This window comes from Bradyrhizobium sp. CCGUVB4N (genome assembly GCF_024199945.1).
GTDB lineage: Bacteria > Pseudomonadota > Alphaproteobacteria > Rhizobiales > Xanthobacteraceae > Bradyrhizobium.
Genome location: NZ_JANADP010000001.1, coordinates 6,605,225 through 6,620,757 on the forward strand (window position 1 = coordinate 6,605,225; position 15,533 = coordinate 6,620,757).

Below are 15,533 nucleotides of genomic sequence, written 5' to 3' on the forward strand. Positions count from 1 at the left end.
GTTGTCTCCCCCAAGACAAGGCGCCCTCGCACGTGCGCGCTACTCCACCCCTTGCGCGACGTGCTGATCGGCTGTCAGCAACCGATCGGAAACGGCAGCTCCGCTGATCGTGAGGAGCGCCAGAACCGAAATCATGGCCAAGAACTGCATGCCCCCTTGATCGGTTCCGATTGTGGCCAAAAACGTCTGGGCTTGGCGCAATTTCGGGACGATCCAGAGAAACATTCATGATCACCCGGAATCCCCGGGCTTTCCGCCACACCGCCGAAAAACGACACCCGGCCAAGCGCTTGCAGGCTTCACGGCCGTCGGTCGTTAGCCTAACAATTGTGGCTGGGCCCGAGCTTGCGCCCGGACCACAAAACCAACAACGCCCGGCCGGGCGACAGGGAGCGACATGACAAAATCATCAAAAGCAATAAGTCTCGAAATCCTCGCTTGCGACGCCGGCTGGAGAAACTACCACTTCGTCAAGGTGACGACGGAAGACGGCATCGTCGGCTGGAGCGAGTTCGACGAAGGCTTTGGCTCGCCTGGCGTGGGCGCTGCGATCCAACGCCTGTCCGCCCGCGTCATCGGCCAGAATGTCTTTCAGCACGAGCGCATCTTCGCCGAACTGTTTGCCGCCACCCGCCCCGCGGCCGGCGGTGTCGTGGCGCAAGCGCTCGGCGCCATCGAGAATGCATTGCTCGATGCCAAAGCGAAATGCCTGGGCGTCCCCTGCTACGAACTCCTTGGCGGCAAGATCCGCGACCGTGTTCGAGTCTATTGGTCGCATTGCGCGACCTGGCGGATCAATCATCCGTCCTGGTACAAGCCGCCGATCGAAAATCTCGACGGCGTCAAGGCGATGGGCCGCGAGGTGCGCGAGAAGAGGTTCACCGCGCTCAAGACCAACATCTTCTCCTATGACGACGGCAAACCGACCGGCTGGCGGCCCGGCTTCGGCTCGCCCTTTGCACCCGAGATCAATGTCGACCGCAAGATCCTGCGCGATTTGCGTACGCATCTGGAAGCGATCCGCGACGGCGCGGGCCCCGACGTCGACATCTTGCTGGACTGCAACTTCAACGCCAAGACCGAAGGCTATTTGAAGATCCTGCGCACGATCGCCGACCTCGACATGTTCTGGATCGAGATCGACAGCTTCAACCCGCAAGCCCTCGGCTATATTCGCGGGCAGAGTCCGCATCCGATCTCGTCCTGCGAGACGCTATTGGGCCTGCGCGAATTCCTGCCCTATTTCCACGAGCAGGCGATGGACGTGGCGATCATCGACACACCCTGGAACGGTGTGTGGCAATCGATGAAAATCGCCTCAGCCGCGGAAGCCTTTGAGGTCAACGTCGCGCCGCATAATTTCTACGGCCATCTCTGCTCGATGATGAACGCGCATTTCTGCGCGGCGGTGCCGAACCTGCGCATCATGGAGATCGACATCGACCGCCTCGCCTGGGACCGCGAGCTATTCACGCATGAGCCGGAGATCCAGAACGGTCACCTGATCATTCCGGACCGTCCGGGCTGGGGTACCGAGCCGAATGAGGAAGCCTTGCGCGCCCATCCGCCAAAGACGACAGGCGGGCTCCTCAGCTACGGCCGCAAGAGCTGACGCTCACGGCGTTACAGGATTGACGGTCGGGGACGTCTTGGGCCCCGGCCGTTCCGGCTCGACCGGCGATTTTGGTTCGGTCGGAAGCACCTTGGCGCCTGCCGCATGAGCGGCTTCACCCGTGTTCGCATACATTGCGACATGAGCCGGCTGAGTCTTGGCACGGCTCCACGGCCCATGGTCGACGACCAACATCGCAGCAATCGTCAAGGCGGCCACAATCATCGCGATCACGCCGGGATGGCGAAGCGCTGAGGACATGGAGTTTGCGAAGCGGCCAGTTGTCATCGAAAGACCCATCATTTTTCCTCTCGCAGGTTAATTCAAATGCGGCCCACGAGTTCCGCGCCAGACTTAAGCAAGTTCCAAGCCAATCCCCGGAACTCGACCGTCTCGCTTCGTTCACTTTACGTCGGGGCGCGCGTCACCGACGAACCTGTCTCGGTTTGGCATTTTGATCGCCGCGAGCGATTTGGCATCGAGCGTCGCATCCGCGCCGACCAATCCATTCAAGTTTAGGATGTAGGCTGACACTGCGTACACATCTTCATTGCTCAGCGACTGCGGCGCATTCTGCGGCATGGCGCGACGGATGTAGTCGAACAAGGTCGGCGCATAAGGCCAGAAGCTTCCGACAGTGCGGATAGCCTTGGCGGTCGCGATTGTGCCCTGCCCGCCGACAAGGCGATCGCCGATGCCACCCTCGCCCTTGTCGCCATGGCATGACGCACATTGCTGGGCGAACACCTCGCGCCCATGATTGACCGAACCGCTCCCTGTCGGAAGATTGCTGCCATCACGCCCGACATCGATATTCCAGCCCGCGATCTCGGCCGCCGTCGCCGGCCGCCCGATGCCATAACTTTGCGCCCGCGCGGCGCTCGCCGAAGCGCCGAGCAACATTGCGAGGACGACGCCGCAGATCTCACGCCAGCGCATTGGTCACCTCCCCGTCGGCAGCGACACGCCAGGGCCAGATCGCGTTGTTGTGGTAGAAATAATTCTCGCCACGCACCGCAAGCAGCTCGGCGAGCGTCGGCTGCACATAGCCGGTCTCGTCGATCGCACGGCTCTGGATCACCGCGGGCTTGCCGTCCCATTGCCATGGCAGGCGGAAGCGCGTGAGGGCTCGGGTCAGCACCGGCTCTTGCAATTGCGCGTCTTGCCAGCTCTTCCCATCATCGACGGATACCTCGACCCGCATGATCTTGCCATGGCCGCTCCAGGCGATGCCGGTGATTTCGTGGAAGCCGGGTGCGTTGAGACGCTGACTGCCCGAGGGACGCGTGATGATGGACTTCGCTTCCATGTAGAAGGAAAACTCACGTGCCGTACCATCTGGTAGGAGATCGGTGTACTTTGAGGTCTCCTCGCGCGAATAAGCGGGCTCGGCCGTCACGTGCAGGCGCCTCAACCACTTCACATTCATATTGCCTTCAAAACCCGGCAGGAGCAGCCGCAACGGATAGCCCTGCTGCGGGCGAAGCCGCTCGCCGTTCTGGCTATAGACGAGCATGGCATCCTCAAGACACTTCTCAATCGGAATGCTGCGGGTCAGCGCGGCGGCGTCCGCACCTTCTGCGATGATCCATTTGGCTTCCGGCTTCAGCCCGGCCTCCTGGAGCACCAGCTTCAGGCTGACACCGGTCCATTCGGCACAGCTCAGCAGGCCGACGAGGTCTGACGCAGTCTTGCCGTAAGGCTTGGTGTAACCGGGATTGCCGGAGCATTCGAGAAAGTGGATGCGCGACTCCGACGGGAAGCGCCGCAGATCGTCCATGGTGAAGATCAAAGGCCTTTCGACGAGGCCGTGCAGCATCAGTCGGTGCTGCGCCGGGTCGATGGTGGGAACACCGCCGTGATGACGCTCGTAGAACAGGCCGTTCGGCGTGATAATGCCGTCGAGTTCCTGCAGCGGCGTCCGGCCGGACGCGGAGATGTACTGTTTGAGGCTCTTCGAGATGTTCTTGACGACGCCCTTCTCGAAGGGTGACGGGGCTCCGTAGGGCTGGCTGCCCATCGGCTCACCCGGCGCTTTCATCCAATCCGGAACGTTGGGCGGAAGATTTTCGCTCTCCGCGGCGGCTGATGCACCGGCTCCCAGGACAACGCCACCAGCCACGGCACCACTCCCTTTCAGGAAGCGACGACGTGTGGTCGTTGCGGATTTGTCGCTTGTGTCGATCGTGCTGCTCATAGCGGACCCTCGGATGAAGCTCGGCCCGCATGAAACCTTTCGCGACGCGCATTTGCAATTCGCGTGCATTTCAAAAACAGGCGATTTCGATCGGGACTGACCTAAATCCGCCAGCTACGACAGCAGTTCCATTCTTTGCGATGCACAAACGGCTCGCGCGTCACTCACCGGGCGCGATTGCGTTACTGGGGGTCGGCCGATCTGTGATCTGCTGGCCGAACAGGCTGCCGATCAGTTCGACCGCGGTGCGTGCCGTGCGGCCACGCTCGTCCAGAAACGGATTGAGCTCGACGATGTCGACCGATCCCACCACGCCGGAATCGTGCAGCAACTCCATGATCAGATGCGCCTCGCGATAGGTTGCCCCTCCCGGCACCGTGGTGCCGACCCCCGGTGCGACGCAAGGGTCGAGAAAATCGACATCGAAGCTGACATGCAGCACGCCGTTGCTCGCCTTGACGCGTTCGATGACGCGCCGGATCAGCACTGCGACGCCGAACTCGTCGATCTGGCGCATATCGACAACCCTGATCCGGCGTGCACGCATCAGCTCCTTTTCGAGCTTGTCGATTGAACGCGCACCGAACAGGTCGAGCCGATCCGGATCAATCGAGGCGCGCGGATCGTCGCCGAGCAGGCCGTCGAGCCCGGCCTCACCGCACAGGAACGCCGCCGACATTCCATGCATATTGGCTGTGATCGTCGTCTCCGGCGTATTGTAATCGGCATGGGCGTCGAGCCAGAGCACGAACAGTTCACGGCCGCGCTCCTGCCAATATCGGGCCATGGCATTGACCGACCCCATCGACAGCGTGTGATCGCCCCCGAGAAAGATCGGCAGGGCACCGGTTTGCGCAATCTCATAACCGCGACGACTGAGTGTACGCGTCCAGCGCTGGATCTCGCGATAGTGATTGGCCTTCTCCGGCGGCCTGTCCGCGAGATCCCCGACCTCGGCCACGGAGAGATCGCCGTAATCGACGACCTCGAAATCCAGGCTTTCAAGCAGCGTTGCAAGGCCCGCAGTCCGCAGCGCCGCAGGACCCATCAAGGTGCCGCGCTGTGAAGCGCCCATATCGATGGGCGCGCCCAGCAACGCGATGCGCCGGGCTCGATCCGTGCTGGTTCGATCGGTCACGGCAATCTCCTGAGATCAGCAAGGCTGCACTAGCGTAGCAGAGATTCGCATCCGTCGTTTCACGGGGGGAGCCGGAACAAATTCCCGCCCGCCGCATTGTCCCTGCAAGGCCGGCACCCGCCGTTCAAAACGGCGCCTGTCGCGGATAGCCAAAGGTCTTCGGGCCCGCTGTTCAAAACGAGCGCACGCGCGGATAGCCAAAGGTGCCGGCCTCAGTTTCGTCGTCAGGTCTGGAGATCGTACTTGAGCACGGACATTCCGCAGCCCAATCCTCAGCCAGGCATGGCCGAGCGCGCCATCGATGCGGCGACCGACGTGTCCCACACCATCGGCGAGGTTGCAGGAGGTTTGCGTGCCGCCGTCGATCGCCTCACCTACGCGATCGATGAAGCGCGAAAGCCCGGACGGCCGCTCGCGACAGTCGCGGCGATCACGCGCGAAGCCCCCTTAGCCAGCCTGTTTGTCGCGTTCCTCTTTGGCGTGGCGGTTGCGCGCCGGCGCTAGGATCAAAACAGGCACTCAGGCCGCGCTGACCGTTTCCAGCCGGTTCACCAAAAATTGCTTCTCGAACGCGTCTGCAGGCATCGGACGGCCGAAGAAGTAGCCCTGCCCCTCCTCGCAGCCCATGCTGACGAGGAAATCCGCCGTCGCGCGATTCTCGATGCCTTCGGCAACAACGGTCAGACCGAGTTGCCTGCTGAGGCCGATGGTCGAGCCGACGATCGCCGCGTCGTCGGAATCCGCGAGCAGATCGAGCACGAACGAGCGGTCGATCTTGAGGCCATCGAGAGGAAACTTCTTCAGGTAGCTGAGGCTTGCATAGCCTGTTCCGAAATCGTCGAACAGAATGCGGACGCCGAGCTGCTGGATCCGCTTGAAGATGTCGAGCACCCGGCCCTCGTCATGCAGCAGGATGTCCTCGGTGACTTCGATCTCGAGCAGCGAGGGGGTCAGCCCCGTCGCTTTGAGCAGCTCCGCGACTGAATGCGCGAGATCACCGGAGTCGAGCTGCGACGGCGAGAGGTTGATTGCGACGCGGACAGCGTTGCCCGACAGCTCCCACGCACGCGCCTGCCGGCCGGCGGTCTCCATCACCCAGTTCGCGATCCGCTCGGACAATGCCGAGGTGTTGACCACCGGCATGAACTCACCGGGCGAGACATAGCCGCGCACCGGGTGCCGCCAACGGATCAGCGCTTCGGCCCCAATCAGGCCACCATCTATCAGACGAACCTGAGGTTGGTAGAACAACTCGAATTCGCCGCGGTCGGCGGCAAGCGCCAGTTCGCTCTCAAGCGTCAGCCGGCTCTCCAGCTCCTGCCTGATCGCGTTTTCGAAGATCACATGGCTGCCACGCCGGGTCGCCTTGGCGCGGCTCAGCGCCAGATGGCCGTTGCTCAGGAGATCGTCCGCGCTCTGTCCACCCTCCGGATAGACGGCGACGCCGACGCTGATCTTGACGCGGTGCTGGCGCGAGCCCGTCACAAGCGGCGCCTCGAACGCGCGCGCAATCCGCTCGGCAAACGCGGCAATCGGCTCGTCGCTCGCCGCGCAATCCAGCGCCATCGCAAACTCGTCGCCACTGAGCCGGGCGACCACCGCCCTGCCGTCGGCCTCAGTCCGCAGGCGCTCGGCGACCGCCCGCAGCACGAGATCGCCGATCGCGTGTCCAAGCATGTCGTTGATCTGCTGAAAGCCATCGAGGCCCAGCACGAGCAGTGCGACCTCGGAGGAACGCCGCTGCGCCACGGTAAGCAGGCTGGCAAGCCTGGTGTGGAGCGTATTGCGGTTGGCAAGACCGGTCAGCGCGTCATACTCGGCGAGATATCTGACACGTTCGGCCTCCCGCTTGCGCACGGAGATGTCGCGGAGGATCGCGCCATACTGGAAGCCCTCTGTCCCCTGCCAGCCCGAGAAACTCGCCTCGACCGGGAAGGTTTCGCCATTCTTGCGCCGGCCCTCGAACTCGACGACCACGGCTCCGCCGGGGACCAGAAGCGCCTGGCGCGCAGCGTCGCGTATGGCGAAGGTTTTCGAGCCGTCCTCTGTCGGCATCGCGCAAAGCGTTTCGAACGGGCGACCGATCATCTCGGTTGGCATGTAGCCGAAGATGGCACTCGCGCCGGGATTCCAGACCGTGATCCGGTGATCTTCGTCGGTGCAGACCAGACCGTCGCCGAGCGACATCGCGATGCGATGAAAGCGGCTTTCGGCGATGCGGCCCAGCAGGCTGCGGAAATCGATCTCGTCCAGCGCGATCGCCGTCAGATAGGCGACGATCGCGATGTGGAACAGAGACGTGTCGATGACGAGCGGCCAACGTTCCTGCACAAGCGCCGCAGTCAATTCGATGCCGGCTCCGGCTGCGACCAGGATCGCGACGCGGACACCCGGTGCGACACGGCGCCATGAGTACATCATCAACAGGCAGATCAGGCCCAGGCCCATGATCATGCCGGCACTAGACGTCCAGCGCAGCATGCGGTTCTGAAGGACCGATTCAGTCGCCAACGCCTGCAGGACAGGGCCCGCAACGATGCGGCCATTCGGGACACTGAACCGGTCGCCCAGCTCCAGTGCCGTGGCACCGACGATGACCTTCTTGTCCCTCAGCTTGTCGAGCGCTGCCGCATCTCCTCGCAGCACGTCGACATAGGACACGATCGGAATGGAAGCAGCACGAATGCTGAAGTCGATCAGGAAGGGTGGCCGGCGATTGGCGTCCTGCCCGGCCAGCACGACGGCCATCGACGGCATCTGCGCGTCGCCCAGCTTCTCGCCGACCGGATAGCGGCGGACGAGGCCATCGGATTCGACCGCGACATTGACGACGGCCGGCCACGACTGGTTGCTGAACGGCTTCAGCGGACGATTGACGTGAGCCGCACCACCGTTGGGCGTCGGCTGCTTGAAGGACGGCAGGATCGTCGAGCCGCCGACTTCCCGAAGCGCGGTGAGGAAGGCGTCGTCGGAGGCCGAATCCGACGGCGTGCTGAAATCGATGTCAAAAGCAACATCCTGCGCACCGGCGGCTTCGAGCCTGTGCAGGAGGTCGGCGTGCAGGCTGCGCGGCCAGGGCCACACGCCGATCCGATCGATCGAGGGCGCATCGATGGCGACCACGACCACGTTGCCGCTAGCCGCCCGCGACTCCCAGGCGAAGCGAAGGTCGGTGAGCGCGTTGCGGAGCGAGCCGTGCCAACCCGTGGACAGCACGACCGCCAGCGCGATCACGACAAGGATATGTGGTCGATAGCGTTTCACCTTGCTCCCCCGCACTGGCGACGCTCGCCGCCAAGTGCCCCCCGCATTATTCCGACAGCACGGCCCTAGTGATGCTTGTACCAACCGTAGTGGTTGCCGTTGTTGCCGCTATTGCCGTTTCCGTTGCCGTTGTTGCCGTTGCCGCTATTTCCGTTGCCGGTCGCACCGCTCACACCACTTATGGTTCCCGAGACGCTGTCGGTCGCGTCCTTGGTCGACTGGGCGATGGGCGCCACTGTCGTCGTCGGACTCGATGCCGTTGATGCCGCGGTAGAAGCGGAGGCACTGCTGCTCACGCTGACGGCCGTCACGGTCGTGCTGTTGGCGGTCGCGGTCGTCGTGCTCGACTTGCTGTCGCTCCACACCGTGTCGGTGCTGGCGTTCGCGTTACGCACCCGCCCCGGCGCGACGGTGTCGTGGGCGAGCCCGTGCGTAACCTTGTGGAAGTTCAGCTTGACCTCACCGAGCGAGCTCGAGATGCGGACCACGCCGGATTTGGGCGCGGCCTGGTGTGATTGCGTCGGCGCGCCGGCTGTCCTGGTGCCCTTGTCGATTGCACCAAGCGCATGGATCGGATGGCCGTTCGCCGCATCGCGCGGCGCCGAGAGGCCCGACTTCGGCACGAGAACGCGCTCGATCGTGGAAGCGCGCGGCTTGCCTTGCTCGATCGGATTGAGCGTACCGGAACCGCTGAGGCTGAGACCGGGCTTGCCGTGCTCGAAGGCGGTGGCCACCTGCCCCGGCATGACCTGGGCGATCTGGCCAGTCTTGAAATCGGAGACTTCAACCTGGCCGCGGAGCACGCCGACCTTGGTGCTGCCTGCGCCCACCGTGACGCTGAAATGCGTGCCCTTGACCACCGCGGCGAGATACGGCGTCTCGACCTCGAAATGCTTGACGTTGCGCTTCTCGACCTCCAGCAGGATCGAACCCGCCTGCTGGATGATGGTGGTCGAAAGCCCATCCTTCTTTTCGGCCGGCACGCCGACCACCGAGTTGGGCGAGATCAAGATCGTCTCTTCACCACGCACGAGCAGCACGCGTCCGTTGCGCCCGGTGCGAATGGTATCGCCCGGTTTCAGGGTCTCCTGCTGATTCAATGACACCTGCTGGGCGCCGCTGGTCGCGAGCCAGACCTCGCCCGACGACTTGCTCACCGACCAGACGCCGTCGTCCGCAGCGGACGCACCAAACGCAGTTCCCAGGATCAGCGCTGCCATCACGGCGCACTGCATTCCAATTCGGACGAACATGATGACCCTCAGCCTGAAGTAACTGCGAGCCTGATGCGTATCCGAGATCACTCAAGATTGGCTTAGCGGGAACCCGGGAGTCCGGAGCCCGCATTAACCAATCGTTGACCATAAAAACCTATGAAAAATCATGTGGCTACTGAATTCTTACCGGCGCCTGGAGACCTCTCCGTCAAAGTACGGAGAACGGTGCGCGCTTGGCGCAGCTGGACGGTATCTTGCTGCCGTGCTGGCACTGCTCGGACCGACGCTTGCGGGAAATCCTCAGGCGTTCGCGCAGCAGGCGAACCAGCCGGGGTTCGATCCGCGCCAGCCGGAGAAGTATTTTGAAAACCAAACCGAGCAGGAATCTCTGAGCCGGCCTCCGGTGAAGTTACCCTCGGTCGGCCAGCCCAATACCGGCGGCGACACCAAGCCGCAATTTGTCCTGCGCGGCATCAACGTCAGCGGCGCCCACGTCATCCCTCAGGATCGCATGGCCGCCCTCTATCAGCCCTATCTCGGCAAGAAGGTCTCGCAAGCCGACCTCGCTGCGATCGCCGGCGCAATCAGCGATCTCTACCGTGCCGACGGCTTCCATCTCAGTCGGGCGATCGTGCCACCGCAGGACATCGCCGATGGCCGCGTCCGGATCCAGGTGATCGAAGGCGCCATCGTGCAAGCCGATCTGAAGGGTGACGGCGCCGAGCAGTTCGGCGTGAGGCCTATGCTCGGGCCGGTCCTGGCCGAGCAGCCGTCGCGGCTGTCAACGCTCGAACGCCAGCTCTTCCTCATCAACGGCAGGCCGGGCGTACGGATCACCGATACCGCACTTGAGGAGATCGGTGGCGCGACCGGTCGTTTCCGCCTCACCGTCTATCTGAAGACCTGGCACGTCTTCACGTCGTTCGGCCTGGACAATCTCGGCTCGTCGTCGGTCGGCCCATGGCAGACCTACGCTACGGGCGCCTTCAACTCCTATCTCACGCCGGGCGACACGCTCGCGGTCAACCTGTCGACCATTGCGAACGATCCGCGCGACCTCGGCTTTGCGCGACTGTCCTATGACGCGCCAGTCGGCGTCGACGGCGTGCGCCTCGGCGCCTCCGTCCTCTACAGCGCAGTCCGGCCGGGAGATGCGCGCCGTCTCGACAGCGACATCACCACGACCGAGGCTTTCGAGGTACGTGCAAGCACCGTGCCCTTCATGTCGCAATCGTCCGGACTGACGCTCACCATGGCCGGGACTTTCAGCAACGTATCGGAGCACGATCTCTACGGCCCCTGGTACAACGACCACATCAGGACCGCGAGCCTCACAGCCGATTACCGCCTCCAGGATCGCTTCGGCGGCACCAACTACGCGACGATGACCTTCCGCCAGGGCCTCGACGTCTTCGGCGCTTCGCATTTCGACGACGATCTGTTGTCGCGCGACGGCGCGTCCTCGAATTTCTCGGTGCTGAATGTCTGGTTCACGCGCTACCAGACGCTCAATGACGCCTGGTCACTCAAACTGTCTGCGGCGAGCCAGACCGCATCGCGGCCACTGTTTACCTCGCAGCAGTTCTATCTTGGCGGCGCGGCCTTCGGCCGCGGCTACGGTGCGGCCGAGATCAGCGGCGATAATGGCCTTGCCGGCTCGCTCGAAGTTCGCTTCGACCAGAAGCTCAACTACCGCTATTGGAGCGGCTACCAGCTCTACGCCTTCGGCGACGCCGGAGCAGTCTGGAACCACGGCTACCGTCTGAGCGACGGCCTTGCGCTGACATCGGCCGGTGCCGGCATACGGTTCTTCCTGCCGCAGGATTTCCAGGCAGATCTGGGCGTCGCCGTGCCACTGAGCTATCGGGCGCCCGACAATGAGCGGCGCAGCCCGCGCTTCCTGTTCACCCTGTCGAGCGCGTTCCGGCTTTGCCCCGAACGCGGCAGGCCGAACTGCCTCTAATCTTGCGCCCCGGCGACGCCGGCACGCGGGCCGTTTTGGGGCCCCTTCTCGCAGACTTGCCTAAATTTAATCCCGTAATGTGCTCACGATTTCTCGATCTGGGCGTTTTCAATGGCCATGTTCAGTCAAAAGTGATTGAGACGGAACAATGAAAAGGGTTTTTGCAATTCTGGCTTTTCTGTGCGTCCTTGCGGCGGGCCAGTATGTCGTCGTCAGCAAATTCGCGATCCGTCACGAGATGCTGTCCTTGTTCGACGCCACGCGTCAGCGGCCGATCTCGGTCGAAATCGCGGTGCGGCGCGATTACGAGACCAAGGCCAATCTCGGGCTTTGGAAGCTTCCGGTCGCCATCATCAGCAACGGCAACACGGTCAAGGCCACCGAATATTCGTTCCTCGCCAACGTGCTTGCCGCGCGCGGCTATCTCGTTGCCAGCATCCAGCAGGATCTGCCGAGCGATCCGCCCCTGATGACCCGTGTCGGCCAGCAATATGTCGGCCGGCGCGAGGTCTATATGCGTTGCGAGGCCAACATCCTCTACGTGCTGACCACGTTGAAGGGGCGGCAGGAGAACGCTGACTACGATCACATCACGCTGGTCGGTCACTCCAACGGCGGCGACGTCTCGATGTATGTCGCACAGCAGCATCCCGAGTTGGTGTCGAAAGTGATCACGCTCGACAATCTCAGGGTGCCCTTCGTGCTCAACGACCGCATGAAGATCCTGTCATTCCGCTCCAAGGATCCGCATTTCCAGACCGACCCCGGCGTGCTGCCGACGCCTGAGGAGGCCAAGGCGCGCGGCATCGACATCATCCACACCGGTGCGCAGCATACCGAGATGAGCGATCGCGGGCCCGACTCGGTCAAGGAGAAGATCCAGGCGACACTCGATCGCTTCCTACGCGACAGCGCCAGCAGCGCGCTCGCGCCGGCCGATACGACCTCCCCGATGATCATGAATCCCGGCGACTACTAGCCGGGATCCTTTGCGGCAGATCAACGCAGCTCCATGCCGGCCGCGATAGCAGGGCGGTACAGCATGGGAGAGGCAATTGTCGCACCATCTCGAAAGGCTTGATACGGCGAGGCTTGGCCTGCCCCCGGCGCGGTCGCCCGGGCTCGTACGACATATCTATCGCTCGGCCCGCAAGCTGCTGCGGTCGATCATCGCCCGCATCGACCTCTCGCAATTTCCGGGATCGTGCTGCGGCTGAGTTTTGCGCGGAACGCGGCAACAAGCCCTTGAAATGCAAATCCCTGCCGGAAGAACCGACAGGGATCAGCAGAAAGGACGACGGACGGCGAATGAGGTTCATCCGGTGGCCCATCATGGACCTGCACCGGAATTGAAATGCGCAGCGCGTCCCTGCGCAAGATCAATTTGTAAGCACACGCGCGTGGCGCGAGAAATCAGAACTTTCCCTTGTCAGGACTTGCCCTTGCCGGGTTGCATGAAGTTGCCGGTCATCTGGCGCATGTGATCGCCGGCATTGGTGAACTGGCTTCGCAGGAACTCGGACTGGATTCGCATCGCTTCCTGAAGGTCGGTTGCGTGAACCAGCTTACGAGCGTGTTCGAATGCCGCTTTCATGTTCTGCTCGGTGAAGGCGAGCGCCTGCTTGGATACGTCCGCGCTTGCTCCGGGAACGGACGACATCGATTTGGTGGCGGCATCGAAAAACATGCCGAATGCCTTCTCGGCCTGGTCGATGGTCTTCTCAGCCAGGTCGCGCAGTTCGGCCGGAACTTCGAGCTTCGGTTCGATCATGGTCGCACTCCTCCCTCTTTTTCCTGACTGATTATCACATTTGCCGCACCGCCTTCCAGCGGCCAAGCGCCGGCGACGGACGCCATCTGGCGGTCCGTTTTCCGGCTTGAAAGGTGGACAAAGCGTGATTCCGGCCCGTGGCCGGCTCAAGACAGCGGATGTTCGGGGATGGTTTCGTCGGTGACGAGGTCTTCGACGAGCTTGATGACCTCAAAGCGCTGCCGGGGAGCGAGCTTGAGAAAGGCGCGCAGCAGGCGGAGACTTTCGACGGTACCGTTCGCGGGGGCGCCGAGCTTGAGATGCAGTTCAGCCGCGAAATTGAGGTTTTTCATCTCGCACCTATGACAGGATTCGGCCCTTCGGTGTCGGGCATCGGGAGCCCGGCCGATAACCGTATGCCGTTACCGAACATCATGGCGACGGCGAACTCTAGGTCGGAACACCCCAGCAGATTGACATGCTGAGCTGCATATCTGGAGAGACTCGGCTCGACCCGAGAAGTTGTAATTATGGCAAGGAACAACCCCTCGAGCAAGCCAAACCGTTGGGCTTAGCGATGCTTCGTCGGCATCGTGGCACGGCAATTCCGGATAACAGGAATACGCGCTGCCGTCACCCACCTGCGTCAAGAAGCAGCAATCAGTCACCACACGGCCCCGATCGCTGTCAATTAGACCTGCGTTTCATCTTGTTTCCCGTGTGAACCGCGATTGGCAGCCACGGACTAACGCTTCTTGAGCGTATACACGTAATCGTTGAGCCCGATTTCGGCGGTTGTATCGTCCACGAAATGAACGTCGATCTCGCAGCCGGTCTCGAGCGTCCTGATATGAGCCGCGGTGAAGCCGAGCGAAACGGCAAGGGCCTTGGGATCCACCTTCTTGTCGGCGCGCTGCATCTCGTCGAATGCGCCCTGGAAGAGCATTTCGGGACCGTAGTCCGTCACCTTGTACTGTAGCTTGGCGCAGGCAAATGGACGCGGACCGGAGATCTCCCTGGCCTTCAGGACCACCGTCTTGCCCATCAGCCGCGTGCGCTCGGCATCGTCTGGCTTGCGGTGCGGATCGGCCCATGGTGCGACCACGGCCGTCGTCAGCGTCCAGCTGCCGATATAGAAGGGATCGGCGGCCACGGCAGGGCCAGCCATCGCGATCGATGCGAGCAGACAAATCGTGCGGGTGAATTTCATCCAACGAGTCCCCTTGATCTCCTGGCTTGGACTCGCCGCCCCGCGTCGGGGTTCATCGCTCCCGATATTTCTCGCTCCATGAACCGTTGTTCAAGATCGTACGACCAAGCGATTGCGAAACGGCCACGCAGATCACGGGCGCCATGGCTGATGGACTGTCTGATTCGGGCGCGCGTCAGCACCAAAGGACGACGGCATGCTTTCTCGCTGCGATCTCATCAAGGGCGCCGCGGTTGCGCTTCTCACACTCTCGACACAGGGCGCATGGGCGCAGGAGACCAAGATGAACCTTTTCAAGATCGTCACCATCAAGGACGAGATCATCATCGGGCTGTCGCCCGAGGAGCTTCAGGCGCTCGGCGGTAATGACGCGAGCGCGATTGCGCACGCGTTGGCGCAAAAGGGCGACCTCACGGTCTGGCAGTACAACGTGCATCGCGGACAGAACGGAGAGATGCAGCAGGCGCCCACTGCCAAGATCGGCTTGCTGGCCAACGCCTCGCTCCGTGTCGAGCCCTACACCACGCCCTACCAGATCATGCCGCATCCGTAAGGAGAGACGGAAGAACGCCGGCGGCGCAAGCCGCCGGCGGCCACATTCAGCGGCGCCGCGCCGATACATTGGTGGCAAAGCCGTAGACCAGCGCCAGCCGGTCGAGACATTCGCGAAAACGCCGCGCAAAATAGTCGTTCCAGCGCTGGGTGCGGACGGCGCGTCGCAGCCCGATCTGATCCATCGTCAAACCAAGCACCAGCACGTCATGCACCAGCGCGGCGCCGTCGGTGCCGAGCTCGCGCTCGACCTGGTTCAGCCGCAATACGGCCTGACGCTGGCTCTCGGTGATGGGCTCGCGGGAGCGCGCGCCGTCGACATATTCGCGGGTCGGGTCCATGGCCTGAGGGCCCCGCTCCGCCCGCTCCCAGTCGCTCTGGTAGGCGCGGCCACCCCGATATTGCGCCTCGTCGATCTGGTGATGCGAGTGCAGCCGGCCGAGCGGATCGTTGCGGATCGACCGCACCGCCACGATCTTGTCGTCCTGATCGAGCGCCAGGGGATTGTCGACCTCAACCTCCGCCAATTCTGCATTGAACGGCAGGTCGCGCGACCGGCGGTCGTGAAGCCCGGTCAATTTGTAGGACATGTTGCGTCTGGCACGTGCCACTCGGAGACTCCTTGCGAAT

At 62.7% G+C, this 15,533-nt stretch carries 16 protein-coding genes; 5 read left to right on the top strand and 11 right to left on the bottom strand.

Annotation, left to right across the window (positions count from 1 at the left end; genetic code table 11):
- Window positions 1-39: 39 nt before the first annotated feature.
- The gene (locus NLM31_RS30615) at window positions 40-225 is read right to left on the bottom strand and encodes a hypothetical protein (protein ID WP_254194725.1); all 186 of its coding nucleotides are present in this window, start codon (window positions 223-225) and stop codon (window positions 40-42) included.
- Window positions 226-397: 172 nt separating this feature from the next.
- Between NLM31_RS30615 and NLM31_RS30620 the strand changes: the two genes are divergently transcribed.
- Window positions 398-1,612 carry a mandelate racemase/muconate lactonizing enzyme family protein gene (locus NLM31_RS30620; RefSeq protein WP_254194726.1) on the top strand — a complete coding sequence of 405 codons (1,215 nt, stop codon included), beginning with the start codon at window positions 398-400 and terminating at the stop codon, window positions 1,610-1,612.
- Between the two features lie 3 nt (window positions 1,613-1,615).
- Here the strand turns inward: NLM31_RS30620 and NLM31_RS30625 are convergent, their stop codons facing one another.
- The 4 genes from NLM31_RS30625 to rocF form a co-directional block, all read right to left on the bottom strand.
- Window positions 1,616-1,900 (bottom strand): hypothetical protein, encoded by a 285-nt coding sequence (locus NLM31_RS30625; RefSeq protein WP_375167558.1) that lies wholly within the window; start codon window positions 1,898-1,900, stop codon window positions 1,616-1,618.
- 114 nt (window positions 1,901-2,014) lie between these two features.
- The gene (locus tag NLM31_RS30630) at window positions 2,015-2,551 is read right to left on the bottom strand and encodes a c-type cytochrome (protein ID WP_254194727.1); all 537 of its coding nucleotides are present in this window, start codon (window positions 2,549-2,551) and stop codon (window positions 2,015-2,017) included.
- Complete coding sequence (gene soxC, locus NLM31_RS30635) at window positions 2,538-3,809, bottom strand: sulfite dehydrogenase (RefSeq protein ID WP_254194728.1); 1,272 nt, start codon at window positions 3,807-3,809, stop codon at window positions 2,538-2,540. Before soxC ends, NLM31_RS30630 begins: the two co-directional genes overlap by 14 nt.
- A gap of 160 nt (window positions 3,810-3,969) precedes the next feature.
- The gene (rocF, locus tag NLM31_RS30640) at window positions 3,970-4,947 is read right to left on the bottom strand and encodes an arginase (RefSeq protein ID WP_254194729.1); all 978 of its coding nucleotides are present in this window, start codon (window positions 4,945-4,947) and stop codon (window positions 3,970-3,972) included.
- Between the two features lie 243 nt (window positions 4,948-5,190).
- Here rocF and NLM31_RS30645 point away from each other — a divergent pair, with 243 nt between their 5' ends.
- Window positions 5,191-5,451 (top strand): hypothetical protein, encoded by a 261-nt coding sequence (locus tag NLM31_RS30645; protein ID WP_254132878.1) that lies wholly within the window; start codon window positions 5,191-5,193, stop codon window positions 5,449-5,451.
- Between the two features lie 15 nt (window positions 5,452-5,466).
- Here the strand turns inward: NLM31_RS30645 and NLM31_RS30650 are convergent, their stop codons facing one another.
- Window positions 5,467-8,211 carry an EAL domain-containing protein gene (locus NLM31_RS30650; protein WP_254194730.1) on the bottom strand — a complete coding sequence of 915 codons (2,745 nt, stop codon included), beginning with the start codon at window positions 8,209-8,211 and terminating at the stop codon, window positions 5,467-5,469.
- Window positions 8,212-8,276: 65 nt separating this feature from the next.
- On the bottom strand, window positions 8,277-9,464 hold the full coding sequence (locus NLM31_RS30655; RefSeq protein WP_254194731.1) for a FecR domain-containing protein: 1,188 nt from the start codon (window positions 9,462-9,464) through the stop codon (window positions 8,277-8,279).
- Window positions 9,465-9,594: 130 nt separating this feature from the next.
- On the opposite strand from NLM31_RS30655, the gene NLM31_RS30660 reads away from it, so the two are divergent.
- Together NLM31_RS30660 and NLM31_RS30665 are read left to right on the top strand one after the other, a co-directional pair.
- Complete coding sequence (locus tag NLM31_RS30660) at window positions 9,595-11,391, top strand: ShlB/FhaC/HecB family hemolysin secretion/activation protein (protein WP_254194732.1); 1,797 nt, start codon at window positions 9,595-9,597, stop codon at window positions 11,389-11,391.
- Between the two features lie 148 nt (window positions 11,392-11,539).
- Window positions 11,540-12,370 (top strand): alpha/beta fold hydrolase, encoded by an 831-nt coding sequence (locus NLM31_RS30665; RefSeq protein ID WP_254132882.1) that lies wholly within the window; start codon window positions 11,540-11,542, stop codon window positions 12,368-12,370.
- Between the two features lie 450 nt (window positions 12,371-12,820).
- Here the strand turns inward: NLM31_RS30665 and NLM31_RS30670 are convergent, their stop codons facing one another.
- The 3 genes from NLM31_RS30670 to NLM31_RS30680 all read right to left on the bottom strand — a co-directional run bounded on the left by NLM31_RS30670 (window position 12,821) and on the right by NLM31_RS30680 (window position 14,351).
- Entirely contained in the window at window positions 12,821-13,162 is a 342-nt protein-coding gene (locus tag NLM31_RS30670; protein WP_194481422.1) for a phasin, read from the bottom strand.
- Between the two features lie 146 nt (window positions 13,163-13,308).
- Window positions 13,309-13,494, bottom strand: coding sequence for a hypothetical protein (locus tag NLM31_RS30675; protein WP_027531907.1), 186 nt, complete (start codon window positions 13,492-13,494; stop codon window positions 13,309-13,311).
- A gap of 392 nt (window positions 13,495-13,886) precedes the next feature.
- Window positions 13,887-14,351, bottom strand: a complete 465-nt coding sequence (locus NLM31_RS30680) for a hypothetical protein (protein WP_254194733.1) — start codon at window positions 14,349-14,351, stop codon at window positions 13,887-13,889.
- Window positions 14,352-14,547: 196 nt separating this feature from the next.
- On the opposite strand from NLM31_RS30680, the gene NLM31_RS30685 reads away from it, so the two are divergent.
- Window positions 14,548-14,904 (top strand): hypothetical protein, encoded by a 357-nt coding sequence (locus tag NLM31_RS30685; RefSeq protein ID WP_254132884.1) that lies wholly within the window; start codon window positions 14,548-14,550, stop codon window positions 14,902-14,904.
- Window positions 14,905-14,950: 46 nt separating this feature from the next.
- On the opposite strand, the gene NLM31_RS30690 is transcribed toward NLM31_RS30685, so the two are convergent.
- Window positions 14,951-15,514: a hypothetical protein gene (locus NLM31_RS30690; protein WP_254194734.1), complete on the bottom strand. Its 564-nt coding sequence runs from the start codon at window positions 15,512-15,514 to the stop codon at window positions 14,951-14,953.
- Window positions 15,515-15,533: the final 19 nt, after the last annotated feature.

Excerpts from the sequence above, each read along its gene's own strand:
- NLM31_RS30680 (WP_254194733.1), bottom strand. The coding sequence starts at position 14,351 with ATGAAATTCACCCGCACGATTTGTCTGCTCGCATCGATCGCGATGGCT.
- NLM31_RS30665 (WP_254132882.1), top strand. The coding sequence starts at position 11,540 with ATGAAAAGGGTTTTTGCAATTCTGGCTTTTCTGTGCGTCCTTGCGGCG.
- NLM31_RS30625 (WP_375167558.1), bottom strand. The coding sequence starts at position 1,900 with ATGACAACTGGCCGCTTCGCAAACTCCATGTCCTCAGCGCTTCGCCAT.
- soxC (WP_254194728.1), bottom strand. The coding sequence starts at position 3,809 with ATGAGCAGCACGATCGACACAAGCGACAAATCCGCAACGACCACACGT.
- NLM31_RS30655 (WP_254194731.1), bottom strand. The coding sequence starts at position 9,464 with ATGTTCGTCCGAATTGGAATGCAGTGCGCCGTGATGGCAGCGCTGATC.
- NLM31_RS30685 (WP_254132884.1), top strand. The coding sequence starts at position 14,548 with ATGCTTTCTCGCTGCGATCTCATCAAGGGCGCCGCGGTTGCGCTTCTC.
- NLM31_RS30630 (WP_254194727.1), bottom strand. The coding sequence starts at position 2,551 with ATGCGCTGGCGTGAGATCTGCGGCGTCGTCCTCGCAATGTTGCTCGGC.
- NLM31_RS30675 (WP_027531907.1), bottom strand. The coding sequence starts at position 13,494 with ATGAAAAACCTCAATTTCGCGGCTGAACTGCATCTCAAGCTCGGCGCC.
- NLM31_RS30670 (WP_194481422.1), bottom strand. The coding sequence starts at position 13,162 with ATGATCGAACCGAAGCTCGAAGTTCCGGCCGAACTGCGCGACCTGGCT.
- NLM31_RS30615 (WP_254194725.1), bottom strand. The coding sequence starts at position 225 with ATGTTTCTCTGGATCGTCCCGAAATTGCGCCAAGCCCAGACGTTTTTG.
- NLM31_RS30660 (WP_254194732.1), top strand. The coding sequence starts at position 9,595 with ATGTGGCTACTGAATTCTTACCGGCGCCTGGAGACCTCTCCGTCAAAG.
- NLM31_RS30620 (WP_254194726.1), top strand. The coding sequence starts at position 398 with ATGACAAAATCATCAAAAGCAATAAGTCTCGAAATCCTCGCTTGCGAC.